The organism is Erythrobacter sp. GH1-10, assembly GCF_045363165.1.
Lineage (GTDB): Bacteria > Pseudomonadota > Alphaproteobacteria > Sphingomonadales > Sphingomonadaceae > Erythrobacter.
On the sequence record NZ_JBJFLP010000001.1, the window covers coordinates 2274698 to 2299215 of the forward strand.

The following is a 24518-nucleotide window of genomic DNA, read 5'->3' on the forward strand; positions in this document are numbered from 1 at the left end:
TCACCCCATATATACCCCCGCAGGGTATTTCAACAGGATCGAATGCAATGTCGGATGCAAAGACCGCAAAACTCAATCGCCTCAACCGCATCGCCGGGCAAGTGCGCGGCGTCGCGCAGATGATCGAGGACGATCGTTATTGCATGGACATCCTGCACCAGATGGCGGCGATCAAATCGGCGCTCGCCAAGGTCGAAAGCCAGGTCCTGAAGGACCACGCCGCCTGCTGCGTCAACGAAGCGATCGCCAGCGGCGACGAGGCCGAACAGCGCGCCAAGTTCGAAGAGCTGGTCGACCTGCTCGAAAAGCGTCGCTGACCGCGCTTACCCGCTAGTTTCGAGCCGGGCGATTTTGCCGCCCTTCACCGTGTATTCCGAATAGGAGCAGCACCGCTCCCCGCCATCCTCGAAGACATAGCTGACGGTGATGTACACGCGATCGCCGTTCATGCCGCTTTCGACGATCTCGACGCGCGGCGCGCCGGGCACGAAATTGTACGAATAGAGCGCGCGGATTTCCTGGCGACCGCTGGCGACGATCCCGTTGGCAACCACAGTCGCATCGGCGGTGAAGGTCGAAACGAAGCGGTCGAGATCGCCCGAACGATAGGCATCGACATGCTCCTGAACAGCGCGGGCCTTTGCAGCCTGCGCGTCGTCTTGCTGTGCGAAGACGGCGGGTGTCGCAAACAGCATCGCCGCTGCGGCGGGTATCATCGCTGAACGCACAATGTCCTCCCTTGAGGCAAGCAGCCCGGTCACGAGTAAGCATCAGACCAAAAGGTTTATTTCTCGTTCTCCCGTCAATCCAGCGGGTTGGCCGGACACGCCGCCGATGAAGCGTGAACTCGTCCCAACCGTCAATGCTCGGGAGCAATTGTATCAAGGGCAATTCGATTGCTCGCCCCATTCTTACGTATCAAAATCTGCAGATCATTCATTCATTTCGAATGAAGACCGGATTTTCTACATACGTAAAAGTATCTATGAAATTGCGGAATCATGAAGATTCATCTTTGACTCCACAATTGAGACATATTTTCATTTTCTAATAGTATTAGCGATTCGTTCGACTCGCTTTATTGCAAGTAAGGGGAATAATTATGTCTGACGCTTATGAATTCGACGACAAGGCAGTCCAGCACGCTTTGGATGCTGCTGCCGCTCATAATGAAACGATGGGCACGATGGGTTCAGATGGCACGCCCAACATCATGCATGGGGGCGAATATTCGGCACTGGCGGAGTGCATCGAAGTAACCGTTGGCGACCACAAGGTTTGCCTCAAACTGCCGCTGGGCATCGGCAAGGTCTGCATCCCGATCCCGGTTTCGGTACCGAATGGAACGCTCGCCAAGGCTTGCCTGCACATTTGCACCACGTTCGGAATACCGACCGGGGTGAAAGTGACGGTCTCCGTGGGCGGCGTCACGATCATAACCAAGAAGTTCGGCAAGTGCTGAACATGAGTTGAGGAACAGGCGGCGCGGTTTCGGCTGCGTCGCCAAACCTCCTGCGTAACTGCAGCCGACCGTTCTCCCATCGCAAGGCAATTGACCGAGCAAACCTCCCGGCCGAGCGTTTACTTTTCGTTCTCGTTTGCGCATTCCTGACAATGTGAACACCCCGCCCCAGCCCTCCACTCAACCGCTGCCCTTGCCCGCGCTCCATGCGAGCCATGGCGGCAACTGGCTGCGTCCGCCGAACGGCGAGACCGGAGCGGTATCGAAGGGCGATGCGATCATGGCCGCGGCGGATACTCCAGTGCTGCTGCTCAATGCCCCGCTGGTCGCCAACCGGCTCGGCTATCCCGACCTCTCGGGGCTCGACCTGCTCGAATTGTTCGCCTTTGTTCACCCGGCCCGCTTCTGCGTCCCGACACCCCGGGGTCTCGCTGAAGCGCTCGAGATCGACGAGCCGCAAGGCGATGAGGATGTGCCCGCTTTCCTCCAGCGCGCCGGCGGAGCGCTGGTGGCAGCCTGCGAAGACCCCGAATGGTTCGAGCGGCAAGGTGCTTGGAGCACGCTGCAATCGCTCGAACGGCTTCGCTGGCCGTGGGCCCAGGTGCTCAAACCGCACATCGCGCGGCCCGAAAAGGCGGAGAAGTGGTTGTTCGCGACGCTGCCCGAATGGGAGGAAGCGCCCGAACGCGGCCCGCCGCGACAGGTCGAACTGCCGCCCGAGGACGTGCTGGCGCAGCTCGACCACCTGACCGGCGAAGGGTCCGAAAAGCGCGAAGGCCAGCAAGCCTATGCGACCGACGCGGCGCGCATCTTTGCGCCGCGCGACAAGCGCGATCTGCCGCATATCGCGCTGGCGCAGGCCGGGACGGGGATCGGCAAGACGCTGGGCTATCTCGCGCCTGCCTCGCTGTGGGCAAGCGCTTCGGGCGGGACGGTATGGGTCTCGACCTTCACCAAGAACCTGCAACGCCAGTTGCGCGCCGAAAGCCGCCGCGCCTGGCCGCCCAAGCGCCCCGATAACACGCCGCCGGTGGTGGTGCGCAAGGGGCGCGAAAATTACCTCTGCCTGCTCAATCTCGAAGACGCGCTGCAGGGCGGGTTCGCAGGTCGCCCGGCGATCCTTGCCCACCTTGTAGCGCGCTGGGCGGCGTTCACCCGCGATGGAGACATGATCGGCGGCGACCTGCCCGGCTGGCTCGGCACGCTGTTCCGCAAGCGCGGGATCGCGGCGCTCACCGACCAGCGCGGCGAATGCATCTATGCCGGGTGCCCGCACTACCGGAAATGCTTCATCGAGCGCGCCGGACGCGATAGCGCTCAGGCTGATCTCGTCATCGCCAACCATGCTCTGGTGATGGTCAACGCCGCCCGCGGGCGCGACCATGCGCAGCGCCCCACCCGCCTGATCTTCGACGAGGGCCATCACGTGTTCGAAGCCGCGGATTCGACGTTTGCCGCGACGCTTTCGGGCCAGGAGGCGATCGAACTGCGCCGCTGGATTATCGGGCCCGAGCGCAAGAACCGCGGGCGCAGGCGCGGGCTGGCCGCGCGGCTTGCCGATGTCGCCAGTTATGACGATGAAGGCGGCGAGGCGATCGAGGATGCCTGCGAAGCGGGCACGCTGCTTCCCGGCGACGGCTGGCTTCAGCGGCTCAACGAAGGCGAGCCGCTCGGCCCCATCGAAACGCTGCTCTCCGCCGTCCGCACGGCGACCTATGCCCGCGACGAGAGCGGCGGGCAGGAGGCGGGCTACGGCATCGAGACCGAAGCTTCTGGCCTGCCCGGCGAGGTGATCGAAGCGGCCGGTGCAGCGGCGGAAGCCCTTGCCGCCATTCGCACCCCGCTGATCAAGCTCGGCGGCAGACTCGAGGCGATCATGGCCGACCCGCCCGACTGGCTCGACGGGCAGGGCCGCAACCGGATCGAGGGCGCGCGCTACTCGCTGCAATGGCGGGTGGACCTGATCGGCGCATGGGAATCGCTGCTCGCACGGCTCGGCGGACCGGCAGACCCCGAGTTTGTCGACTGGCTGGCGGTCGACCGCTCGGACGCGCGCGAATTCGACGTCGCGATCCATCGTCGCTGGCTCGATCCGATGAAGCCCTTCGCCAAGGTGGTGCTCGAACCCGCGCACGGCGTAATGCTTACCAGCGCCACGCTCACCGACCGGATCGGCGCGCAACCGGGCGATCCGTGGGAGACCGCCATCGCCCGCTCGGGCGCAGCGCATGTCGAAAGCGCACCGCGCCTCACCGCAGCGGAAAGCCCGTTCGATTACGCCAGCCGCGCCGAGGTGCTGATCGTCACCGATGTGAAGAAGGGCGATCTGCCCGGCCTGGCGGGCGCCTATGCGCGCCTGATCGAGGCAAGCGAGGGCGGCGTGCTTGGACTGTTCACCGCGATCCGCCGCCTTCGTGCGGTGCATGGCCGCATCGCCGACCGGCTCGCGCGTTCGGGCCTGCCGCTTTACGCCCAGCATGTGGACCCGATCGACACCGGCACGCTGGTCGACATCTTCCGCGACGATCCGCACGCGAGCCTGCTCGGGACCGACGCCCTGCGCGACGGGGTGGACGTGCCGGGGCGCTCGCTGCGCTGCGTCGTGCTCGAAGCCGTCCCATGGCCCCGCCCCGACATCCTCCACAAGGCGCGCCGCGCTGCTTCGGATAGCGGCAGCCAGTATGACGATCGCATCATCCGCGCGAGGCTCGCGCAGGCATTCGGGCGGCTGATCCGGGGCAAGGAGGATCACGGCCATTTCGTCGTCCTTTCCGCCGCTTTCCCCAGCCGCCTCCTGTCCGCATTTCCCGAAGGCACCGCGGTGCATCGCGTCACGCTCGACGAGGCTTTGAGCCGCGTGAAGAATGGCCTGATCGGCGAAGAGCCGACCCCGCAGGTCGAGCCGGCTGGAAACATGGCCGATGAAGGGCCAGATAGGCCGGCATGATCGAACAGGCCGATTTCCTTGTCCGGGTGCTCGCAATCGGTGCGAGCCTGTTGCTGATCGCGCAGCTGGTCGCGGGTGAAGCGCGCCCCGCAATCAAGATTCCCCTGGTCGGGCTCGTCGTCGGAGTGATCGGTTATCTCATCAATTCCTCGACCGCGATTCCCGCCTCGGAGCTCGCCGATCCGCTGATCGACCTCGTTTCGATCTCTACTCCGTTCTGGATCTGGCTGTTCGCGCGGCGGCTGTTCGAAAGCGAGCCGCCCCGCCGCATCCTGATCGGCGCGGCGGTCGCACTCACGGCCGGCTGGTTCTTCGGCAATTTCGTGCCGTCGGTCGGGCGACTCCCGTTCTATTTCATCCACATCGTCGCGCTTGCTCTGATCGCCGACCTCGTCAGGGTGGCGATGCGCGATCGGCTGGACGACCTTGTCGAGCAGCGTCGTCTCATCCGCCTGTGGTTGCCGCTGTTGGTGGCGGCGCAGGCGGCCGGGATCCTGATCTACGAATTCGCCGAAGGGCCGCGGCAGGGTTCGCCCGCAATCCAGCTGGCCAATGCGGTGCTGATCCTGCTGATCACCCTGTTCGTCGGCATGGCGCTGCTGCGTACCGAGACCGAGCTGCTGCTCGAAAGCGAAGGCGATACGGACCCGGAAGAGCCTGCCCACGCGCCCGATCTCAACCCGTCCGAACAGGTGCTCTACGACAAGCTGACGAGCGCGATGGAAGACGGTGCCTATCGCGAAACGGGGCTGACGATCGCCGCGCTCGCCGACAAGCTCGATACGCCCGAACACCGGCTGCGCGCGCTCATCAACCGGCGGCTCGGCCACCGCAACTTTTCCGCATTTCTCAACCGTTATCGCATCGCCGAAGCGCGCGAGAAACTGGCGAGCCGCGAGGATGTGGACCTGCCGGTGCTGACGATCGCGATGGACCTTGGCTACAACTCGCTGCCGACCTTCAACCGCGCCTTCCGCGCCGAAACCGGCACGACTCCCAGCGAATTCAGGAAGCAATCCTTCAACGGCGAAGCGCAGGATCGCACCGAACAGAACTGAAAAAGGCCGGTCGATTTCGAAATCGACGCACATTCTTCGCCAATGAGGCGCGAAGAATACGATAGTCGTCCAGACATGTGGCTGAAACCTCTCGGGAGCATGTAATGACGACCGCACAGACCGCCCACCAGGATACATTCAGCTACGCCATGCACATGGTGGCCGAGCATTTCATGGACGTGATGTATTTCGATCTCGGGCGCTACCTTGTCGCGGCCGGGGTGCTCAGCATCCTGCTGCTCGTCTTCGGCACCTGGGCGCGCAATCGCCGAATCCAGAAACGCAGAGCAACGCGGGCGGATTACAAGCGCGAATTCCTCTCCTCGATCCGCACGGTCTTCGTCTTCGGTGTGACCACCCTCGCCACGCTGTTGGGCCGCGAAATCGGCGTAATCCATTTCAAGCTCGATCAGGTCAGCCTGTTCACTTTCGTCTGGCAATTCGCACTGATCGTTGTGCTGCACGATGCGTGGTTTTACTGGATCCACCGCGCGATGCATTCGAAGCGGCTGTTCCGCGCAACCCATCTCCACCATCACAAGTCCCGCACGCCGACGCCTTGGGCCGCGTACAGCTTCACCACTTGGGAAGCGGTGTTCGAAGCCGCCTTTATGCCGCTGTTCCTGCTTGCCACCAGCCTGATGGGGGTCGCCTATTCGGGCCTCGCCGTGCTGTTCTTCCTCTGGCACATGATCATCCGCAATGTGATGGCGCATGCGGGCAGCGAGCTGTTTCCCGCCGGTTGGGTCGACAATCCGCTGACCGACTGGATCGCGACCACAACCCATCACGACCTGCATCACAGCGACCGTGCGAATTACGGGTTCTACTTCACGTGGTGGGATCGCTGGATGGGCACCGAGCACCCGCGCTACAAAGAAGAGTTCCGCAAGAACGCCAAGCCGTTCATCATGTTCGGATCGGCCAAACCGGCGCTCCCCGAACAGGTCTGATCCAGCTGTGCGGTTCCCCGGCGGCGCAAGATAACAAGGCTGCCGCAATTGCTTTACACACGCCGTCATATCGTGTTGTGGGGATCGGGCGCCGCGCGGCGCTCGCGATGGGACCCAGGAACAGGAGTTGGAGCGGGTGACGAAAATCCTCGGATTGCTGCGCCACGCCAAATCCGATTGGGATGACGTTTCCCAGCGCGATTTCGATCGGGGTCTCAACGAGCGCGGGCGCAAGGGGGCCGAAGTGATCGGTGATCATATCCGCGCGCATGGAATCGAATGGGACATGCTGATCGCCAGCCCGGCGGTCCGCGTCACCGCGACGCTCGAAGGCGCGGTGCCCGAGTTACAAGCGATCTTCGACAAGCGACTCTATCTCGCCAGTTCGGACACGATCCTCGAAACCATCCAGGACCATGCCGCGCAGGCCGACGAAGAACCCGAGACCATCCTGATATCGGGCCACAATCCCGGCATGCAGGAAGTGCTGCTCGACCTGGTGTCGCCTGCACGCGAGAACGAGCTGTTCCGCGAAGCCTCGATCAAGTTCCCGACCGCCGCCTTCGCGGTACTCGAATGCCGGATCGACAGCTGGGCCGGACTGAAGAATTATTGCGCCGAGGTGAAGCACTTCGCCCGCCCACGCGATCTCGATCCGGAGCTCGGACCCGAAAGCTAGTCCACGATCAGCTGGCGCGGTCCCGGACCCCGTTCGCCGAGGTGATCGTCGACATTGTAGATCGCGCATTTCTTCAGGCTCAGACAGCCGCAACCGATGCATCCGTCGAGACTGTCACGCGTGCGCTGCAATTCCTCGATGCGGCGATCGAGCGTCTTGCGGATCGTCATGCTGATCTTCTTCCAGTCGGCAGCCGTCGGTGTGCGACCGTGGGGCAGCTTGGCGAACTCGGCTTCGATCTCGCCCAGTGTCAGACCCAGTTCCTGGGCAATACGGATGAAGCTGATCCGGCGGATATCGGAGCGCAGGAAACGCCGCTGGTTGCCGCCGGTGCGCACCGGCTCGACCAGCCCCTTCTCCTCGTAAAACCGGATAGCCGACACCGAAAGCCCGGTACGGCGGGCAACGTCGCCGATGGGGATGAGGTCCGTTTTGCGCAAGGTTGCCGCCATGAAAGCGCTCCTGTCGAAATTTCTTGACCTCAAGTTAGGTTGAGATTGCACGATGCTCAAGTCCAATGATTCGCACCCATCGATTTCAAGGAGCATTCCATGTCCAGAGGCCGCATCGAACACGCCAACCTCTCCGTCACCCGGCCCGAACGTAGCGCCGAGCTGTTCAAGCAATTGTGCGGCTGGGAAGAACGCTGGCGCGGAAAGTCGCAAAACGGCGGAGACACGATCCATGTCGGCGAACCGGGCAACGGCGCGAGCTATCTCGCGCTCTATACCGGCGACCATGTGACCGGAGACTACTCCAAGGGCCAGCCGCTCAACCATGTCGGCCTGCTGGTCGACGATCTGGACGATGCAGAGAAAGTGGTCGTCGCGTCTGGACTCGAACCCTTCGGCCACGACGATTACCAGCCCGGCAAGCGGTTCTATTTCTTCGACTGGGACGGGATCGAATTCGAAGTCGTCAGCTACGAAGGAGACGCCGCATGAACGAGATCATGCCCCGCGAACCGCTGTTCGGCTCTCCTCCCAAAAGCGGCGGCAAGCGCGCTCAGAGCAGGTTTTTCTGGCTCGCCGCCCCCTTCACCCAGGGCTGGTCGGTACGATCGATATTCACCTCACCGTCCCATGCCCGGCACAGCGATTTCGCCTCCTCCGGCGATCCCGAAAGCCAGCCCTCGTAGTCCGACGGGCGGAGGAGCACCGGCATCCGGCTGTGAATGCCCTCCGCCGCCGATCCCGCACTGTCGGTCATCACCATCGAATAGCACAGGCCGAATTCGTCGCTGTCGCGCCACACGCCCGCGACCGCAAACAGCTCGGAATCGGGGAGCGAGAGCCACGTGCGGGTCTTGCTCCCTTTCGGCCCCTGCGCCTCGGCCCATGCGGAGACGGGGATCAGGCAGCGCCGTTCCTCGAAGGAATAGCGCCAGAAGAAGCTGTCGAGCTTGTCGGTTCGGGCGTTGTTCACCGGCTTGGGCTTCAGCGGCTGGCCGCTCTTGCCCTTCATCACCAGCGGGAAACCCCAGGTCATCTGCCTGAGTTCACCGCTCGCCACGACGAGGCCGGGATATCCGGGATAGACCTCTTCGCCGAAGTTCGCTCCGCCGAGCGCTTCGATCGCCTCGAACCATTTGGCGACTTCGTCCTTGCCCTTGGTCATGCGGTAGAGGTTGCACATCAGGCGTTCCCCACCACGAAGCACGCCGCCGCCATCAGCGCGCCCGCCCAACGGTTCGAACGGAAGCGTTCGAGCGGGTTGGCCGGGTCCGTCGGATCCAGCGTCGCCACCTGCCACAAGAGATGCAGCGCCACCGGCAGCAGCGCCAGCACCGCGAGCCAATCGGGCCGGTAGAGCCAGATGCCGAGCCCCCACAGGCCGATGGTGGCAATGTAGAAAAGGCCGATGCCGAGGTGATATCGCTCGCCCATCCGCAGCGCCGAGGACTTGATCCCGACCAGCGCATCGTCCTCGCGGTCCTGCAGCGCGTAGATCGTGTCGTAACCGATCACCCAGCAAATGCACCCGGCGTAGATCGCGGCCAGCGCATCCCAATTGTCGAACCGCAATTGGGTCCAGCCGACCAGCAGACCCCAATTGAACACCATGCCCAGCCACCCCTGCGGCCACCAGGTGATGCGCTTCATGAAAGGATAGGCGGCGACCAGCGCGAGGCTGGCGAGAGCGACGATCTGCGCCTCGATCCGCAATTGCAGCAGCACCACGAGGCCGACGAGGCACAGGCTGAGGAGCCACGCCCACGCGACCTTCTTCGAGACTCGCCCGCTCGCCACCGGCCGTGCGGCGGTTCGCGCAACCTTTTTGTCGAGATCGGCATCGACGATGTCGTTGTAGACGCAGCCCGCCCCGCGCATCGCTATGGCGCCCAATAGAAGCCATCCGAGCAGCGGCAACTGCCACCCTGCGCCCGTCAGCCACACGCCGAAGACGCAGGGCCAGAACAGCAGCCACCAGCCGATCGGCCGGTCGAAGCGTGCGAGTTGCGCGAGGTCGCGCGGCAATTGCGGCAGACGCGCGACCAGCCCGCGATGTTCGCTGTCGGGGACGATCTGCTCGCTCACGCCGACTCCTCGCGCCGCGCTGCACGCAAACCGATCAGTGCGAGCACCAGCATCGTCACATTGCCCGCGAAATCGAGCATCCCGATCGAACTCAGCACCGGCACTTCGTAGTGGAAGTGCCAGTTGAACCAGAAGAACGGCAGCAGCAGCACGGCAAAGACCAGAAATCCGGTCGCCGACCAGCGCACCACCAGCGCCATGGTCCCGAACAGCACCGCCTGCGCTCCGAAGCACGCAACCATGAAGCGGGTAACGAAAGTGTTTTCCGAATAGTCGGGCGTGAAGGCAAGGTCGATCACATTGCCGGGAGCAAGCAGCGCCCACCCGCCGAGGATGAGGAATACGGCGGCGATGCCGAATTGTGCGGTTCGTGCGCTCATGGCTTGCTCCCTAGCCGTGCCCGCGCCTAGTGGGAAGCCATGCCCGCTACACCCGCCTGGCCGCCCCGCAGCGCACCGCGCCTGTTTGTCGAGCAACCGCTTGGCGAGGGGATTGCCGTATCGATCGAGGGCAATGCCGCGCACTATCTCGGGCGAGTTATGCGGGTGAGCGCCGGCGATGCCGTGATCCTGTGCGACGATGTGACCGGCGAATGGGCCGCGCGTGTGGTCGACGCTGGAAAACGCTCGGTTGCGCTCGAAGTGGTCGAGAAACTCCGCAACCGCGAAAGCGTGCCCGACCTGTGGCTGTGCCCCGCCCTGCTCAAGAAGGATCGTTTCGACCTCGTACTCGAAAAGGCGACCGAACTGGGCGCGCGGCGTATCCAGCCGCTCGTCACCCGCCGCTGCGTCGCCGACAAACTCAACATGGAGCGCGCGCGCACGATCACCACCGAAGCCGCCGAGCAATGCGCGCGCACCGCGCTGCCCGAACTGGCCGAACCGGTGAAGCTCGATGCGCTGCTGCGCGATTGGCCGAGCGAGCGAGCGCTATTTTTCGCCGACGAACTCGGCGGAGAGCCTGCCGCCGCAGCTTTCGCGGCGCACACGGGTCCCGCTGCCCTGATCATCGGCCCAGAAGGCGGGTTCGACGACGCCGAGCGCGACACGATCCGCGCGCATCCGCAGTCCCGCGCCATCACGCTCGGTCCGCGCATCCTGCGCGGGGAGACCGCAGCGATTGCCGCGCTGTCGGTCTGGATGGGCACTTCCGGCGACTGGAACCCTCAAGAATGACTTCGCGAAGGCAAACGCATTTTGCGCTTCCCTCTCCGAAATCGGTTGCGTAGGGCCACCGGAATGAGCACGCGCCAATCCTCCGACGCCGACGATCCGGTTATCGAAAGCCGTGAGCAGCTGATCGCCCCCATGGCGGGCGGCGAAAAGCCGGAAAGCGCATGGCGCATCGGCACCGAGCACGAAAAGCTCGTCTACAAGAAGGAGGATCGCCGCGCGCCCTCCTATGACGAGCCTTGCGGCATCCGCGACCTGCTGATGAACCTCACCGAATTCGGTTGGGAGCCGGTCGAGGAAGGCGGGAAAGTGATCGCGATGAAGGGCGAGGACGGGACCGTCAGCCTCGAACCCGCAGGCCAGCTCGAGCTCTCGGGCGCGCCGCTCGAAAACCTGCACCAGACCTGCGCCGAAACCGGGCGGCACCTCGCGCAGGTGAAGGAAATCGGCGAGCGCTGCGGCGTCGGCTATCTCGGCCTCGGCATGTGGCCCGACAAGACCCGCGAAGAGCTGCCGATCATGCCCAAGGGCCGCTACGAGATCATGATGCGGCACATGCCGCGCGTCGGCAGTCTGGGCCTCGACATGATGCTGCGCACCTGCACGATCCAGGTGAACCTCGATTACTCGTCCGAAGCCGACATGGTGAAGAAGTTCCGCGTCGGCCTCGCACTGCAACCGCTGGCGACCGCGCTGTTTGCCAACTCGCCCTTCACCGAGGGCAAGCCCAACGGCTACCTTTCCTATCGCAGCCACATCTGGTCGGACACCGATCCGCATCGCACCGGCATGCTGCCCTTCGTGTTCGAGGACGGCTTCGGCTACGACCGCTGGGCCGAATACATGCTCGACGTGCCAATGTATTTCGTGTTCCGCGACGGAAAATACATCGACGCGGCGGGGCTCTCTTTCCGCGATTTTCTCGACGGCAAGCTCTCGGTCCTTCCCGGTGAGCGTCCGACCGCAAGCGACTGGTGGGATCACCTCTCTACTGCCTTTCCGGAGGTCCGCCTGAAAAGTTTCCTCGAAATGCGCGGCGCCGATGGCGGGCCGTGGAGCCGGATTTGCGCGCTACCGGCGCTGTGGGTCGGCCTGCTCTACGATCAGGGCGCGCTCGATGCGGCGTGGGATCTCGTCAAGGACTGGTCGATGGAAGAACGCGAGCGGCTTCGCAACGAAGTGCCCAGGCTCGCGCTCGCAACCAAATCGCCCGACGGCGGCACCTTGCAAGACCTCGGCAAGGAAGTGCTCAAGATCGCGCATCAGGGCCTCGCCTCGCGCGCACGCCTCAACGCCAGCGGCGACAACGAAACCGGCTATCTCGAAACCCTCGACGAGATCGTCAGCACCGGGAAAGTCCCCGCGCAGCGCCTGCTCGATGCCTATTACGGCGAATGGGGCGAAGACGTCACACGGGTCTACAAGTACAGTTTCTGACGGGAGGAAACCTATGCTGTTCGTACTCGCCGAAGCCCGGCTGGGAGAAGGCGCGCTCGATGCCGGACGCGAGGCGATGGCGACGATGATCGAGGCATCGCGCGCCGAGGAAGGCTGTATCGGTTATTCCTACGCGCTCGATGTACTCGATCCGAACAAGCTGATCATCGTCGAGAAATGGGTCGATAACGACGCACTCGCCTATCACTTCCAGACCCCGCACATGGCTGCGTTCCAGAAGACGCTATCCGGACTCGATATCGAGATCACCGAACTGGCGAAATATGAGGCGGATGACGGTTCGCCGGTGATGTAAGGCGTTATTCGGCGGGTTCTGCCACGCCGCCATGGCTCCCCGTCACCCGGCCTTTCAGCCTGCGCTTGAGGCGCGCGAGCGGCGCGGTGATGAGCCCGTGCTGCTCCATCCAGTCGTAGTATTCGCGATATTTCGGATCCTCGGCGAGCAGGTGCGCTTCCTCGGTCTTCGCGCGCCAATAATAGATCGCGTTGACCATCAGCAGAAAGAAGGTGTTGCGGATCATGTCCGCCGGAGACCCGCTGGTGACGAGGAACGGCATCACCGAGCACCACCAGTAGAGGTTCTTCGAAAGGTATGCCGGATGGCGGGTGTAACGGTACGGGCCGTTGGTCAGCACCCCGCGATAGGTGAGGTTCGAAAAGCGGATGCCGAACGCGACGGTCGCCCAGGCGTAGGCGGCGGTGAGCAACACCAGCCACGCGGCCCATACCCACAGCAGCGTCTCGTTGCCCGCCAGCCAGTGCCCCCAGCCCGCGACATTGCTCTCATAGCTCAATACCTGACTATTGCTGCCGATCAGCCCCCAGACGAACGGCGGGTAGCACAGCAGAGCAGCAATCCAGCCGCCGAGCAGCGGATTGCCCGAACGGATATGCGCATCGAGCGGGCGCAGGGTCACGAGGTATCCGACTGTGCCGATCTGCACGTCGATCACGAACAGCAGCGAGACCAGCAGCATCCCGATCTCGACCGGGTTGCTGACGATCGCAGACACGTCGGCCTCGACCACATAGGCGAATCCGCCCGGCAGGATCGAGATCATGAACGCGCCGAAGAAGCCCTTGATGATCCACGCGCGCCAATGCTTCTTGACCTGCTCGGCATCCCATCCGTCCTGTCCGAACAGCATCGCGCCGAAATGCCAAGACGCGTCGCGCGGTTCGATCATGTGACGGTCGAGGCAGACGACATAGGGGACGGCGAGCAGCGCGATCGGAAGCACCGCTACGGTGAGCACCTCCATCGCGAAGAGATATTGCCCGTCCCAATACCAGCGGCAAAGACCGTAAAGCGCAGCCAGGATCGCAAAGGTTGCCCACAATCCGACGATCTTGACCGCCGACACGGGCATGACGTCTTCGACCCTGCGCTTCAGCTTCCAGTCGATGCCGGTCGAGGGGCGCAGGTGCACCCGGTCGACGAGGACCGACCACACCACCATCGGACCGGCCGTGAACAGCATCGCCGCAAGCGAGGCATAGGGGCCCGACAACACGCCCCGCTCCGGCGAGAACTCGCCCGTGAAACCCAGCGTCTCGGCAATCAACGGGTAGGTCCGGCAGAACAGGATCCAGGCGAACAGGCCGAGCAGCCCGGCAAGGCCCACGCCCGCCGAAACATCGCTCTTGGGAAGCGTCGCGGCAGGGGCCGCCGCAGTGCTGTTTGCCTTTGCGCTCATTGCCCGAAGGCGCTTAGCGCAAAAGGGTTAACCGCACCGTGCCAAAGGATACCGCGTCCAGCGGCGGGACAGCGCCCCGCAACAGGTTAACGTCAACGCCAGGCGTGGATCGTCCCGCTGTCGTCGAGGACGTAGAGATGGTTGTCGGCGACGACCGGCGGCAAGCTTACCGGCTGGTCGATATCTGCGAACAGCTGCGACGATCCCTCGCCCGTGCTGATCTTCCAGACTTCGCCGCGTGAGCTTGCAACCCAAAGATGGCCGCCCGCGAGCACCGGACCGGTCCAGAAAATCGGGCCTTCGCGGTCTTTCTCGTCGCGGAACTGCTGCAACTGGGTGATCCAGCGCACCCGCCCGCTCGAACGGGCAATCGCCAGCAGGCGCGCATCGTCGGTCAGCGTGAAGATCCATTCGCCCGCGATCGCCGGGGTCGAAATGCCCGCAAGGTTGAGTTCCCAGATGCGCTGGCCGGTCACGAGTTCGTAGGCCGCCATCCGGCCGCCCTGCCCGAGCGCATAGACCCGGCCCGAATCGATGATCGGATCGGCATCGATATCGGTCAGCGATCCGACCTGCGTGGAGATATTCGTCCGCGCGAGCGCATCCGCCCACAGAGTCCGACCGTTTTCATAGCGGTAGGCGGTAAGCTCGCCGGAGGAGTAGCCCGCAATCACGGTGCCCTGTCCGGCTGCGGGCGCTGCCACCCCGAACACGCCCGACTGGGTGGTCGAGCCCGATTCGTCCCAAACCAGCGTGCCATCCGAAGCGTTGAGCGCGATGATCTGGTTGTCCTGGGTCATGACGTAGATCTGGCCGAAGGCGATGGTCGGCGAACCGCGCAGCGGCCCTGCGGGCTTCACCTTCCAGATCTGCTCACCGGTTGCGGCGACCAGCGCCTTGACTTCACCGGCGCCGTTGGTGGCGTAGAGACGGCCATTGTCGTAACTGACACCGCCACCGAAGGCGGAAGGACGCATGTCGTCTTCCATCACCGCATCCGAACGCCAGATCGTCGCGCCGGTGTTCTTGTCGAAGGCATGGATGGTGCCGTTGGAACCGACCGCGAAGAGCCTGTCTCCACCGATCACCGGAGCGGCAGCGAGGCGTTCGGAATTGCTCGCGCCTGCAACCTTCGCGCTCCACACTTTCGCGGGGTTTCCTGAAAGCGCGAGGTGACCGTAGGATTTGCTCGCCGAACCGCCGGCCTGCGCCCATTCGCCGTTCGCCTGCGCGGGCGGGAGGACGACGCTGACACCGACAAGCGCGGGATCGACCTGCGCCCCGCTTTCGATGCGCGACAGGATCGGGGTCCGCTCGCCTACCGTCGGGGTGGTCTTGTCCCCACCGGCGCATGCCGTGACCGTCGCGGCCAGCGCGCCTGCGACCAGTGCCGCTCTAATTCGGGAAAAGCTGTTCATCATCCGTCCGTCCAAATATTCAGTTCTTGCGACCCAACCCGCTTATTGCTGCGGTGCTGCGCCCGGTACCGGAGCCAACCCCGCTTCAGGGTCGATCCCCTCGTCCTCAAGCAGTTGATCGACATCCTCGATCGCGTCGACACCCAGCAAGCCAGCCATCTGGCGGGCGCGGATACGCAGCGTCTCGGGCGCCTCCTCGTCCTTCGCGATCTGGCCGAACAACGCGCCCGCCTCGGCGCGGTTGCCCGCTTCGAGATGCGCGATCGCGCTGAGTTCCGCGGCGCTGGCGAAAAAGGCATTGCCCGGAACCGCGAGGTCCTTGAGCTTCTCGATCACCTCGGCCGGCTCGCGATCGTCGAAATTGGTGGCGACCTCGCGGATCCGGGCGAGGTCGCGCAGAGCGGGCGGCGCGTCGGAGTCCGCGGCGATCTTGGCAAACATCGCGACAGCGGTCTCCGTGTCGTCCTGCTCGAGCGCAGCCGCCGCCTGCATGAAGCGCGCGGCCGTGCGGGGCCCGGCTTCCTCGGCATCGGTCAGCCCGGCAGCGGTCTCGCTCGCCTGGGCGAAATCGCCCGCCTGCGAAAAATCGAGCGAACGAACCAGCGTTTCGGACTGCGCCTCGAGATCGCCTTCGCGGTAATTGTCCCACAGCAGATAGCCGCCGAAACCCGCGAGGAGCAGGAACAGCAACGATCCGAGCGCCACGCCGTACTTCTGGAAAAACTGCGTCGTGTCGTCCTGCCGCACAGCCTCGTCGATTTCGCGCATGAGGACTTCATCCTCGGGCGCCATCTTGCTCTCGGCCGGCAGCTTGTTCGGATCGGGGTTTTTCGTACCTTTTGGGGTGAGCGCCACGGGGCTCTTTTCCTCATGCAATTTGCGTGTTTGCGGGCGTCTTTAGGCGGGCATTCGGCCTTCCGCAATGCCGCGCTCGCGCGTGCCGTGCGCCTCTCCCCGCCTGAATTGGCCGGCCCAAGTTGAATGCCGGGTTAAGCATCGCTTGGCGCGGCACCTAGGCCGGAGCGCCCCACTTTTCCCCGAGCGCGCCCGAATAGAGATCGGAATATCGCTTCACCATGGCCGAGACGTCGAACAGTCTGGTTGCCTTTTCGCGATTTTCACGGCCGATTTCTTCACGCAATTCAGGGGCTTCGGCAAGCTCGGCAAGCAATGCCCCGAGCGCGCCTGCATCGTTCGGTGTGGCAATGAAGGCGCGGTTCCTCTCAGCGACGGTCGACCGGATATCGCCGACATCGGGTGCCACGACCGGAAGGCTCGCCGCCATCGCTTCGACCAGCGACAGCGGAAACTGCTCGGACCGGGAGGACAGCGCGAAAATGTCGAACAGGCCGATCACGGCCGAAGGATCATCGATTTCCCCGGGCAGGTGAACCCGGTGGCTGATATCGTGATCGAGCGCGGCCTGCTGGATTACCGCTTTCTCCTCGCCTTCTCCAAAGATCACGAGGTGCCAGTTTTCGGGCAGGTCGCGCACCGCTTCGACCAGCAGAGGGAGCTGTTTGACCGGGCGCAGCCCCGCCAGCGTCCCCACCCAGCGCTCACTCTCGCGTTTGACCAAGCGCAGCCGCGAAGGGTCGGGCTTTCGGGCGAACGCGGTGGTATCGATGCCGTTGGGGATGCGGACGACGCGCTCGCGCGGCTGCTTCCATATATCCACCGCAATCGTCTCGAGCGTGGTGCTGGGCACGACGAGAGCGTCAGTATAGGTCAGCGCGATCCGCCGAAACCAGTTGCGCGTCCACTTGAGCTGGTCCGCCTCGTCCTCGTTGAAGCCGTCCTCGTGATGGATCAGCGGCGCGAGGCCATAATGGCGCCCGAAGATCGTATGCGCCATCACCGCGTCCATTGCGCCCCAGTTGTAGGTCAGGATGAGGTCATAGGGCTTCATCGCCTGCGCAAGGGTCGCCAGCCGCCCTGGGGTAGGACTACCCTTGAGCGAGGGAAAATTGGTGGGATAGGTTACTTTCGTTTGCGTGCGGTCGATCAGCTCGCTCGCACCCATCCGATCCGGCATGGCCGAAACGATGTGATGCGACAGTCCCTTGCCGAAGGCGTTGATCAGGCGCGCGCAGCGCACCTCTTTGCCGCCTGCCGAAAATGTCGAGTGGCAGTGCAGGATTTTCGGGGTTTCGTTCATCAGATCTCGGCCAGCAGGGCGTCGATCGCCTCGCGCGCTTCGGGTTCGTCAAGCGTCGGCGCATGGCCCACGCGCGGCACGGTCACGGTGCGCATATTGGGATTGCGCGCGCCCATCTCCTTTACCGTCTCCGGAGAGATCAGGTCGGAAAGCTCCCCGCGAACGAGCACCATCGGGACCTCGCCGAGAGCATCGAATCCCGCCCACAGGTTGGCCGGCGCGGCATTGCCCGGCTGCTTGAACGGCTCGGCGATCGCCATGTCGTAATCGTAGCTGATGCGCCCGTTCTGGCTGACGACGAGGGTGCGCTTGGCCATTTCGAGCCACTGGTCGAGATCGAAATCGGGAAACGCGCTCCCATGGACTTCCGCCAGCGACCGCGCAGCGTGAATCCAGGTCGGATAGCTGCGCCCCTGCCCGACATAGCCCGCGATCCGCTCCACGCCCGAAGTTTCGATCTCCGGCCCGATATCGTTCATCACGACGGCGACGATGCGGCCCGGCTTGGCCTGGGCGAGCAGCATTGTCATCAATCCGCCCATCGATGTCCCGATGGCGATGAAGCGCTCGATGCCCTCCTCCGCCAGCAGCTTTTCGACGTCAGCGACGTATTGCACCGGATTGTAGGTCGAGGAATCGGGAGCGTAATCGCTCATTCCGCGCCCGCGCATCTCCGGAACGATCACCCGCCGCGTTTCGCTCAGGTGGTCGGCCAGAGCAGCAAAATCGCGCGAGTTGCGGGTCAGGCCATGGAGGCACAGCACCGGCGGTCCGTCATAGCCGTCGGGTCCGGGATAGTCGCGAAAGTGCAGTTTCAGTCCGTCGGCGCTGGTCCAGGACCGGTCTTCGTAATTGGCTGCCATGTTGGGCGAAGTTCCCTCACAGAATTGTCCGGCATCCACGCTTGCGCATGCTGCCGCTTGCCCCCACTATCGCGGGATGCGCGCAGAACCGCAACCTTCCCGATACACTCCCGACACCGCGATCGACGAGCTTTCCGAGTGGCTCGGGTCTCCGGTCGAATCCGCCGATTTCCCCGATGCGAAAGTAAGGTTCCGCAACGATCGCTGGGCCGATGCCGTCGGCCTCGGCGTTCTCGATGACGATGCATGGGCGAAGCATTTCGGACGCTTCGATCCGCTCGACGACAACCTTTCTAAGCCACTCGCGCTCAAATATCACGGGCACCAGTTCCGGGTATACAATCCCGAGATTGGCGACGGACGCGGATTTCTCTTCGCCCAATTGCGAGACGGGGCGGGTCGGCTGCTCGATCTCGGCACCAAGGGTTCCGGCCAGACGCCCTACAGCCGCGCAGGCGATGGGCGGCTGACGCTGAAAGGCGCGGTGCGCGAAATCCTAGCAACCGAGATGCTCGAGGCGCTTGGTGTAAACACCTCCAAGACATTCTCCGTAATCGAAACCGGCGAGAAACTGTGGCGCGACGACGAGCCTTCGCCGACCCGCTCGGCGGTGATGGTGCGCCTGTCGCACTCGCACATCCGCATCGGCACCTTTCAGCGCCTGCTCGCGCATGAGGAAAGCGAGCACATGCAGTCGCTGGTCGAGTATTGCCTAAGGCAATTCCCCGGCCCCCGGCCGCCCGAGGATGCACCTGGCAGCGACGAACCGGCAGTTATCCTGATGCACCAGGTGGTCGAACGCCTCGCCGATCTCGCCGCGAGCTACATGGTTGCGGGCTTCGTCCACGGCGTGCTCAACACCGACAATATGAACATCACCGGCGAAAGCTTCGATTACGGGCCGTGGCGCTGGCTGCCGACCTGGGATCCGGGGTTCACCGCCGCCTATTTCGACCACGCCGGGCTCTATGCCTTCGGTCGTCAGCCCGAGGCTTTGCACTGGAATTGCGCGCAGTTTGCCGTCGCGCTGAGATTGCTGTCAGATAGCGAGCCGCTGGTGAAAGCGATGAACCGCTTCGGCCCGCTCTACATGGAGGCGGTCGCGCGCCGCTGGTGCTGGCGGCTGGGCGTGCAATCGCGCGGAACCGAGGCCGACACCGCGCTCGTTGCTGCCTGCGAAAAGGAGATGCGTGAGAGCGAGACCGGCCCCGACGCCTTCTTCTTCGCGCATCGCGGCGGGCGCGGCGATCCTGATGGCGAGCTTGGCGATGCGCTCGCCGAATACGAACCGGTCGAGAGCGCCCATCCCTATTGGGACGATCCCGAACCGCAGAGCATGCTGATCGACGAGGTCGAGGCGATCTGGTCGGCCATCGACGAGCGCGACGATTGGAAACCGCTTTTCGAGAAGGTGGAACAGTTGCGGCGCATGGGCGAGGCCCACGGCGAGCCTCCGGTCCCGGCCGGGCATTGCGGTTGAAGGCCGGATCATTCTGCGCAGCGGGCTAGATTCGTGTTTCCCCTATCTTTTCCCGAACTGTCGCATTACCGGATGTCGCGAGCGAGCGGGGGCTCCAAGCAAGAGCGCCGCCATCCGAGGAACACAAAACTGGGGGCCATGATCGAGGCGTGAGCGATACTACCCTGATTTCGTATGACCCTTCTACCGGCGAAGAATTGTGGCGCGGCCAGCACGGCGATGTCGATGCTGCCGTCAGCGCCGCCCGCCGGGCATGGCCCGCCTGGGCCGCAAAGCCGCTCGCCAACCGGATCGAAATGGTTCGCCGCTTCGCCAACGAAGTTCGCGCAGAGGCAGACGGCCTCGCCGAACTGATCGCCCGCGAAGCCGGAAAGCCGCTGTGGGAAGCGAAAACCGAAGTCGAAGCGGTCATCAACAAGGTGGAAATCTCGATCACCGCCTATGCCGAGCGGACCGGTAAGAAGAAGCTCGACAGCGCGCTCAACGGCACCGCCGCGCTGCGTCACAAGCCGCATGGCGTGATGGCGGTGTTGGGGCCCTACAACTTCCCCGCTCACTTGCCCAACGGCCACATCATCCCCGCGCTGATCGCGGGCAATGTGATCCTGTTCAAACCCTCGGAGAAAACACCGGCGGTCGGCGCGGCACTCGTGCGGTGCTTTCACAAGGCGAAATTTCCCGAAGGCGTCGTCCAGCTGGTGGTCGGCGGCCCGAATGAGGGCAAGGCGCTGGTCGCGCATCCGGGCATTGACGGCGTGCTGTTTACCGGTTCCGCGCAAGCGGGCATCGCGATCAACCGCAAGCTCGCCGCCAATCCGGGCAAGATCGTCGCGCTCGAAATGGGCGGCAACAACCCGATCGTGGTGATCGACACGCCGCTGCTCAAGGATGCAGCCGCGCTCATAATCCAGAGCGCTTTCACGACCGCAGGCCAGCGCTGCACCGCCGCGCGCCGTCTTATCGTGCTGGAGCACCTGTTCGAGCCGCTGATGAAGGAGTTGATCCCGCTGGTCCGGAAGGTCATCGTCGGCGACCCGCTCGGCGATCCGCAGCCCTTCATGGGGCCGGTGATCGACAACGACACCGCCGACCGGCTCGGTGAAAGCTTCCTCGCGCTGGTCACCGCGGGCGGCAAACCGCTGGCGCATTTGCGGCGCAACGATCCCGACAAACCGTTCCTCACTCCGGGGATCATCGACACGACCGATATCGAGGACCGCCCCGATATCGAGCTGTTCGGCCCAATCCTGCAGGTGATCCGGGTGCCCGATTTCGATGCCGCCATTGCCGAGGCGAACAATACGAGGTTCGGGCTCTCGGCCTCGCTGATCGGCGGCTCGCCCGATGACTACGCGCGTTTCTGGGCGAATATTCGCGCCGGCATCATCAACTGGAACCGCCCGACGAACGGCGCGTCTTCGGCTGCGCCCTTCGGGGGAATCGGGCTTTCGGGCAATCACCGCCCCGCCGCCTTCTACGCCGCCGATTACTGCGCCTACCCGGTGGCAAGCACCGAGCTGGGACAGCCGCGCGCCAGTATCGAGATCGGCCTCGAGGAGTAGGCGACCGAAGCGGTCGGGCCTATTTGGTCCAGTAGATCAGGTCGACAGCGCTCAATCCCGCAGGACCCGGACGTGCCTGCACCACGAGCGCTTCGGTCCCCGAGTCGCCGACAATCGCGCCCTCGGCATCGCGATAATAGGCAGGCTCCAACTGCGCGCGTCCAGCAAGCGCGTAGTGGTATTGCAGCACGTCCTCCATCCCGACCGGGATGAGATAGCGCACGACTCTCAGCGAGCATCCGGCATTCTCCACTCCCGCCGCTTGCTGGACCATTGCGTGCGGCATGATGCGAGCGGGATCGGGAAGGTCGGTCGCCCAGCGCAGGCCCGATCGAAGCTGGCCTATGCAGGCCCGGGGACCACCGACGGCATCGACCATGTCCGCGGCCGTCTCGATTGCCGCCAGTCTGGCGGGAGGATCGTCTTCCGAAGGATCCGGCAGATCGGGTATCGAGCCGCCTGCCAGCAATTCGACCCGTGCAGCATCGCGCGCCCGGTCCGCAAGCTCCCGGGTAGCGACCAGCGGCGGGAGAGCGTGATCGAATCGCACCGTCACCGCGGCGCTGGCCTCGTTGCGATGCGCGAGGTCCGGATCGCTCATCAGCGGGTCTGCCAGCGCACGGGCAAGCAGCGGGTCTGTCGCTGCAATTTCCGTTTCCGTGTCCGGCACTGGCTCCTCGCCGCACGCGGCGAGTGCGAGCAGCGCCAAGGAAGCGTAAAGCTTTCTGGAAGCGCAAAGAGGCAGGTTGCCGATCATTCCCGCCTCATGCCGCAACAAGGTTAATATCGGCCTTTCCCATTACGGTATCGCCGCACATGAAAACGCCCCCATGCCGGTGGCGTGGAGGCGCTTTCCGCGGCTGGTGGTTGCCGCGCCCGGGCCTTTGGTGGGAAGGGCCCAAGAGATTGGAGCGAGCGCGGGGAAAGGGAGGATACCCCGCGTCGCCCGAGTTGTTGGTTCATCTATACAGGCGCAAACATGAACGAACTGCAATCCGCCCGGAAAGTTGTCGTTCAGTTTCGGCGCGGATTTGAGCGCAAGAAAGCGCGCTTGCGCGGGATGGGCGCGGGGCCTAGGGGCGATGCTCCATGGCAAGCACACCCACAGCCCTCTCCCCGGCGGACAGCACCCAGCCATCGGGGCTTCCCGCCGCGCTCGGGGCCTACATCATCTGGGGATTCCTGCCGCTCTACCTGCTGCTGGTTACCGAAGTTCCGCCATTCGAGTTCGTCGGCTGGCGGATCATCTGGACGCTGCCATTCTGCCTGCTGATCGTCGCGCTGCGGAAACAATACCCGGCGCTTCGTCAGGCGATTTTCAATCCCCGGACAATGCTGGCGCTGCTAGCCAGCTCCGTGCTGATCGCGATCAACTGGTTCGTGTACATCTGGGCGATCATGGAGGGAGAGGTCTATGCGGCCAGCCTGGGCTACTACCTCAACCCGCTCCTCAACGTCCTGCTCGGCACGCTGCTGCTAGGGGAGCGGCTGTCGAAGTGGCAATGGCTCGCGGTCGCGGTTGCGGCCAGCGGCGTTGCGCTGCTGGCCGCAGGCGCGCTGACAACGCTGTGGATCAGCCTGACGCTCGCTTTCAGCTTCGGCCTTTATGGCGTTGTTCGCAAACAGGTTCCGGTCGGATCGCTACCCGGCCTTACCATCGAGAGCGCGATCCTGCTGCTTCCTGCCTGCGGGATAGCGTGGTGGTATGCGCAAAGCCCCGCAGGGCCATCCTTTGGTACCGACCTGGGCCTCAGTGCGGCGATCGCCTTTTCGGGCGTGGTCACCGCCGTTCCGCTGTTGCTGTTCGCGATCGCGGCCAAGCGGATGGACTATTCGACGCTCGGTTTCATCCAGTATCTCGCGCCGACGATCGTCTTCATTCTGGGTCTCACGGTTTTCCAGCAGGAGCTGAAACCGGTCAAGCTGGGCAGCTTCCTGCTGATCTGGATCGCGGTTGCAATCTTCGTCGGCGATCTCTGGTCGAAGCGCCGCAGGGCAAGAGTCGCCGCTTAACTGGCAATCCGCCAGCCGAGCACCTGCCCGGCGTGCCATGGCACGATCTCTTCATCGACCAGTGGCAGGCTTTCGGGCACGGGCACTTCGGCGCGTTCCAACGTGATCGTCTCTTTATTGACGGGCAGCCCGTAAAAGGCAGACCCGTGTAGCGAAGCAAATCCCTCGAATGCGTCGAGCGCGCCTTCCTCGTCGAACGCCGAGAGGTAGCTTTCGAGCGCATAGGGCGCGTTGAAAATGCCCGCGCACCCGCACGAGCTTTCCTTTGCCGATCGCAGATGCGGTGCGCTGTCGGTGCCGAGGAAGAATTTCGGATTGCCCGACGTCGCCGCCTTGCGCAGCGCCAGCCGGTGGGTCTCGCGCTTGGCCACCGGCAGGCAGTAATTGTGCGGCTGGATGCCGCCGACCAGCATCGCATTGCGATTGATGTGAAGGTGCTGCGGGGTGATCGTCGCCGCGACATTTTCGCCCTGCTCCATCACGAAGATCGCCGCATCGGCAGTGGTGATGTGCTCGAACACGACCTTGAGCTTGGGGAAGTCGCGCACGATCGCACGCATGTGCCGCTCGATGAACTCCGCCTCGCGGTCGAACACGTCGATCTGGTGGTCGGTCACCTCACCGTGGACGCAGAGCACGATCCCCTCGGCCTCCATCCGCTCGAGCACCGGGTAGATTTTAGCGACATCGCTCACACCGTGCGCAGAATTGGTGGTGGCGTTGGCGGGATAGAGTTTGGCCGCGGTGAAGACGCCCGCCGACGCCCCGCGTGCGAGATCGTCGGGATCGGTGGTGTCGGTGAGGTAGCAGGTCATCAACGGCGTGAAGCGCTCGCCTTCGGGCACGGCTGCGAGGATGCGCTCGCGATAGGCAGCAGCCATTTCGGCGGTCGTTACCGGCGGCGACAGGTTGGGCATCACGATCGCTCGGGCGAACTGGCGCGCCGTGTAGGGAACCACGCCGCGCATCACCTCGCCATCCCGGAAGTGAAGATGCCAGTCATCGGGGCGACGGATGGTGAGCATATCGGTCATGCGCGTCCCATAAGCGTGCTTTGGAGG

At 63.9% G+C, this 24518-nt stretch carries 25 protein-coding genes; 13 read left to right on the plus strand and 12 right to left on the minus strand.

Annotated elements, in window-relative coordinates; translation table 11 throughout:
* Positions 1-47: 47 nt before the first annotated feature.
* Positions 48-317: a metal-sensitive transcriptional regulator gene (locus tag ACI5KX_RS11270; protein WP_406810753.1), complete on the plus strand. Its 270-nt coding sequence runs from the start codon at positions 48-50 to the stop codon at positions 315-317.
* Positions 318-323: 6 nt separating this feature from the next.
* Here ACI5KX_RS11270 and ACI5KX_RS11275 read toward each other — a convergent pair whose 3' ends face one another.
* Entirely contained in the window at positions 324-728 is a 405-nt protein-coding gene (locus ACI5KX_RS11275) for a nuclear transport factor 2 family protein (protein WP_406810754.1), read from the minus strand.
* Positions 729-1102: 374 nt separating this feature from the next.
* Here ACI5KX_RS11275 and ACI5KX_RS11280 point away from each other — a divergent pair, with 374 nt between their 5' ends.
* From ACI5KX_RS11280 to ACI5KX_RS11300, 5 genes are all read left to right on the plus strand, one after another.
* Positions 1103-1462 (plus strand): hypothetical protein, encoded by a 360-nt coding sequence (locus tag ACI5KX_RS11280; protein WP_406810755.1) that lies wholly within the window; start codon positions 1103-1105, stop codon positions 1460-1462.
* Between the two features lie 280 nt (positions 1463-1742).
* Positions 1743-4409 (plus strand): ATP-dependent DNA helicase, encoded by a 2667-nt coding sequence (locus ACI5KX_RS11285; RefSeq protein ID WP_406811364.1) that lies wholly within the window; start codon positions 1743-1745, stop codon positions 4407-4409.
* Positions 4406-5467 (plus strand): helix-turn-helix domain-containing protein, encoded by a 1062-nt coding sequence (locus tag ACI5KX_RS11290; RefSeq protein WP_406810756.1) that lies wholly within the window; start codon positions 4406-4408, stop codon positions 5465-5467. The genes ACI5KX_RS11285 and ACI5KX_RS11290 overlap by 4 nt, the downstream gene beginning before the upstream one ends.
* Before the next feature lie 104 nt (positions 5468-5571).
* Positions 5572-6420, plus strand: a complete 849-nt coding sequence (locus ACI5KX_RS11295; RefSeq protein WP_406810757.1) for a sterol desaturase family protein — start codon at positions 5572-5574, stop codon at positions 6418-6420.
* A 136-nt stretch (positions 6421-6556) separates the two neighbouring features.
* Positions 6557-7099: a SixA phosphatase family protein gene (locus ACI5KX_RS11300; RefSeq protein WP_406810758.1), complete on the plus strand. Its 543-nt coding sequence runs from the start codon at positions 6557-6559 to the stop codon at positions 7097-7099.
* On the opposite strand, the gene soxR is transcribed toward ACI5KX_RS11300, so the two are convergent.
* On the minus strand, positions 7096-7551 hold the full coding sequence (soxR, locus tag ACI5KX_RS11305; RefSeq protein ID WP_406810759.1) for a redox-sensitive transcriptional activator SoxR: 456 nt from the start codon (positions 7549-7551) through the stop codon (positions 7096-7098). The genes ACI5KX_RS11300 and soxR overlap by 4 nt on opposite strands.
* Positions 7552-7650: 99 nt before the next feature.
* Here soxR and ACI5KX_RS11310 point away from each other — a divergent pair, with 99 nt between their 5' ends.
* Positions 7651-8043 (plus strand): VOC family protein, encoded by a 393-nt coding sequence (locus ACI5KX_RS11310; protein ID WP_406810760.1) that lies wholly within the window; start codon positions 7651-7653, stop codon positions 8041-8043.
* 61 nt (positions 8044-8104) lie between these two features.
* On the opposite strand, the gene ACI5KX_RS11315 is transcribed toward ACI5KX_RS11310, so the two are convergent.
* Genes ACI5KX_RS11315 through ACI5KX_RS11325 form a run of 3 tightly spaced genes read right to left on the minus strand, consistent with a single transcriptional unit; the run spans position 8105 to position 10016 of the window.
* A complete protein-coding gene (locus tag ACI5KX_RS11315; protein ID WP_406810761.1) occupies positions 8105-8734 on the minus strand; it encodes an SOS response-associated peptidase in 630 nt (209 codons plus the stop codon).
* Complete coding sequence (gene ubiA, locus ACI5KX_RS11320; protein ID WP_406810762.1) at positions 8734-9636, minus strand: 4-hydroxybenzoate octaprenyltransferase; 903 nt, start codon at positions 9634-9636, stop codon at positions 8734-8736. The genes ACI5KX_RS11315 and ubiA overlap by 1 nt, the downstream gene beginning before the upstream one ends.
* The gene (locus tag ACI5KX_RS11325) at positions 9633-10016 is read right to left on the minus strand and encodes a hypothetical protein (RefSeq protein WP_406810763.1); all 384 of its coding nucleotides are present in this window, start codon (positions 10014-10016) and stop codon (positions 9633-9635) included. Before ACI5KX_RS11325 ends, ubiA begins: the two co-directional genes overlap by 4 nt.
* A 39-nt stretch (positions 10017-10055) precedes the next feature.
* On the opposite strand from ACI5KX_RS11325, the gene ACI5KX_RS11330 reads away from it, so the two are divergent.
* From ACI5KX_RS11330 to ACI5KX_RS11340, 3 genes are all read left to right on the plus strand, one after another.
* Positions 10056-10811 carry a 16S rRNA (uracil(1498)-N(3))-methyltransferase gene (locus ACI5KX_RS11330; protein WP_406810764.1) on the plus strand — a complete coding sequence of 252 codons (756 nt, stop codon included), beginning with the start codon at positions 10056-10058 and terminating at the stop codon, positions 10809-10811.
* A 63-nt stretch (positions 10812-10874) separates the two neighbouring features.
* Positions 10875-12245 (plus strand): glutamate--cysteine ligase, encoded by a 1371-nt coding sequence (locus ACI5KX_RS11335; protein ID WP_406810765.1) that lies wholly within the window; start codon positions 10875-10877, stop codon positions 12243-12245.
* A gap of 13 nt (positions 12246-12258) precedes the next feature.
* Positions 12259-12561: a putative quinol monooxygenase gene (locus ACI5KX_RS11340; RefSeq protein ID WP_406810766.1), complete on the plus strand. Its 303-nt coding sequence runs from the start codon at positions 12259-12261 to the stop codon at positions 12559-12561.
* A gap of 4 nt (positions 12562-12565) precedes the next feature.
* Here ACI5KX_RS11340 and ACI5KX_RS11345 read toward each other — a convergent pair whose 3' ends face one another.
* From ACI5KX_RS11345 to ACI5KX_RS11365, 5 genes are all read right to left on the minus strand, one after another.
* Positions 12566-13963, minus strand: a complete 1398-nt coding sequence (locus ACI5KX_RS11345; protein ID WP_406810767.1) for a methyltransferase family protein — start codon at positions 13961-13963, stop codon at positions 12566-12568.
* A 92-nt stretch (positions 13964-14055) separates the two neighbouring features.
* Entirely contained in the window at positions 14056-15381 is a 1326-nt protein-coding gene (locus tag ACI5KX_RS11350) for a PQQ-binding-like beta-propeller repeat protein (RefSeq protein ID WP_406810768.1), read from the minus strand.
* Positions 15382-15423: 42 nt separating this feature from the next.
* Positions 15424-16236: a tetratricopeptide repeat protein gene (locus tag ACI5KX_RS11355; RefSeq protein WP_406810769.1), complete on the minus strand. Its 813-nt coding sequence runs from the start codon at positions 16234-16236 to the stop codon at positions 15424-15426.
* Between the two features lie 157 nt (positions 16237-16393).
* The gene (locus ACI5KX_RS11360; RefSeq protein ID WP_406810770.1) at positions 16394-17539 is read right to left on the minus strand and encodes a glycosyltransferase family 4 protein; all 1146 of its coding nucleotides are present in this window, start codon (positions 17537-17539) and stop codon (positions 16394-16396) included.
* Entirely contained in the window at positions 17539-18402 is an 864-nt protein-coding gene (locus tag ACI5KX_RS11365) for an alpha/beta fold hydrolase (protein WP_406810771.1), read from the minus strand. The genes ACI5KX_RS11360 and ACI5KX_RS11365 overlap by 1 nt, the downstream gene beginning before the upstream one ends.
* Positions 18403-18478: 76 nt before the next feature.
* On the opposite strand from ACI5KX_RS11365, the gene ACI5KX_RS11370 reads away from it, so the two are divergent.
* Together ACI5KX_RS11370 and astD are read left to right on the plus strand one after the other, a co-directional pair.
* Complete coding sequence (locus ACI5KX_RS11370; RefSeq protein WP_406810772.1) at positions 18479-19882, plus strand: protein adenylyltransferase SelO family protein; 1404 nt, start codon at positions 18479-18481, stop codon at positions 19880-19882.
* Positions 19883-20031: 149 nt separating this feature from the next.
* Positions 20032-21444, plus strand: a complete 1413-nt coding sequence (astD, locus tag ACI5KX_RS11375) for a succinylglutamate-semialdehyde dehydrogenase (RefSeq protein WP_406810773.1) — start codon at positions 20032-20034, stop codon at positions 21442-21444.
* A gap of 19 nt (positions 21445-21463) precedes the next feature.
* On the opposite strand, the gene ACI5KX_RS11380 is transcribed toward astD, so the two are convergent.
* Positions 21464-22153, minus strand: a complete 690-nt coding sequence (locus ACI5KX_RS11380) for a hypothetical protein (RefSeq protein ID WP_406810774.1) — start codon at positions 22151-22153, stop codon at positions 21464-21466.
* A gap of 380 nt (positions 22154-22533) precedes the next feature.
* On the opposite strand from ACI5KX_RS11380, the gene rarD reads away from it, so the two are divergent.
* Entirely contained in the window at positions 22534-23457 is a 924-nt protein-coding gene (gene rarD / locus ACI5KX_RS11385) for an EamA family transporter RarD (protein WP_406810775.1), read from the plus strand.
* On the opposite strand, the gene pyrC is transcribed toward rarD, so the two are convergent.
* Entirely contained in the window at positions 23454-24491 is a 1038-nt protein-coding gene (gene pyrC, locus ACI5KX_RS11390) for a dihydroorotase (protein WP_406810776.1), read from the minus strand. The two genes, rarD and pyrC, sit on opposite strands and share 4 nt — an antisense overlap.
* Between the last annotated feature and the right edge of the window lie 27 nt (positions 24492-24518).

Coding starts and splice junctions, on each gene's coding strand:
- ACI5KX_RS11280 (WP_406810755.1), top strand. CDS start 1,103: ATGTCTGACGCTTATGAATTCGACGACAAGGCAGTCCAGCACGCTTTG.
- ACI5KX_RS11330 (WP_406810764.1), top strand. CDS start 10,056: ATGCCCGCTACACCCGCCTGGCCGCCCCGCAGCGCACCGCGCCTGTTT.
- ACI5KX_RS11370 (WP_406810772.1), top strand. CDS start 18,479: ATGCGCGCAGAACCGCAACCTTCCCGATACACTCCCGACACCGCGATC.
- rarD (WP_406810775.1), top strand. CDS start 22,534: ATGGCAAGCACACCCACAGCCCTCTCCCCGGCGGACAGCACCCAGCCA.
- ACI5KX_RS11310 (WP_406810760.1), top strand. CDS start 7,651: ATGTCCAGAGGCCGCATCGAACACGCCAACCTCTCCGTCACCCGGCCC.
- ACI5KX_RS11315 (WP_406810761.1), bottom strand. CDS start 8,734: ATGTGCAACCTCTACCGCATGACCAAGGGCAAGGACGAAGTCGCCAAA.
- ACI5KX_RS11335 (WP_406810765.1), top strand. CDS start 10,875: ATGAGCACGCGCCAATCCTCCGACGCCGACGATCCGGTTATCGAAAGC.
- soxR (WP_406810759.1), bottom strand. CDS start 7,551: ATGGCGGCAACCTTGCGCAAAACGGACCTCATCCCCATCGGCGACGTT.
- ACI5KX_RS11350 (WP_406810768.1), bottom strand. CDS start 15,381: ATGAACAGCTTTTCCCGAATTAGAGCGGCACTGGTCGCAGGCGCGCTG.
- ACI5KX_RS11325 (WP_406810763.1), bottom strand. CDS start 10,016: ATGAGCGCACGAACCGCACAATTCGGCATCGCCGCCGTATTCCTCATC.
- ACI5KX_RS11365 (WP_406810771.1), bottom strand. CDS start 18,402: ATGGCAGCCAATTACGAAGACCGGTCCTGGACCAGCGCCGACGGACTG.
- ACI5KX_RS11285 (WP_406811364.1), top strand. CDS start 1,743: ATGGCCGCGGCGGATACTCCAGTGCTGCTGCTCAATGCCCCGCTGGTC.
- ACI5KX_RS11295 (WP_406810757.1), top strand. CDS start 5,572: ATGACGACCGCACAGACCGCCCACCAGGATACATTCAGCTACGCCATG.
- ACI5KX_RS11360 (WP_406810770.1), bottom strand. CDS start 17,539: ATGAACGAAACCCCGAAAATCCTGCACTGCCACTCGACATTTTCGGCA.
- ACI5KX_RS11290 (WP_406810756.1), top strand. CDS start 4,406: ATGATCGAACAGGCCGATTTCCTTGTCCGGGTGCTCGCAATCGGTGCG.
- ACI5KX_RS11270 (WP_406810753.1), top strand. CDS start 48: ATGTCGGATGCAAAGACCGCAAAACTCAATCGCCTCAACCGCATCGCC.
- ACI5KX_RS11340 (WP_406810766.1), top strand. CDS start 12,259: ATGCTGTTCGTACTCGCCGAAGCCCGGCTGGGAGAAGGCGCGCTCGAT.
- pyrC (WP_406810776.1), bottom strand. CDS start 24,491: ATGACCGATATGCTCACCATCCGTCGCCCCGATGACTGGCATCTTCAC.
- ACI5KX_RS11345 (WP_406810767.1), bottom strand. CDS start 13,963: ATGAGCGCAAAGGCAAACAGCACTGCGGCGGCCCCTGCCGCGACGCTT.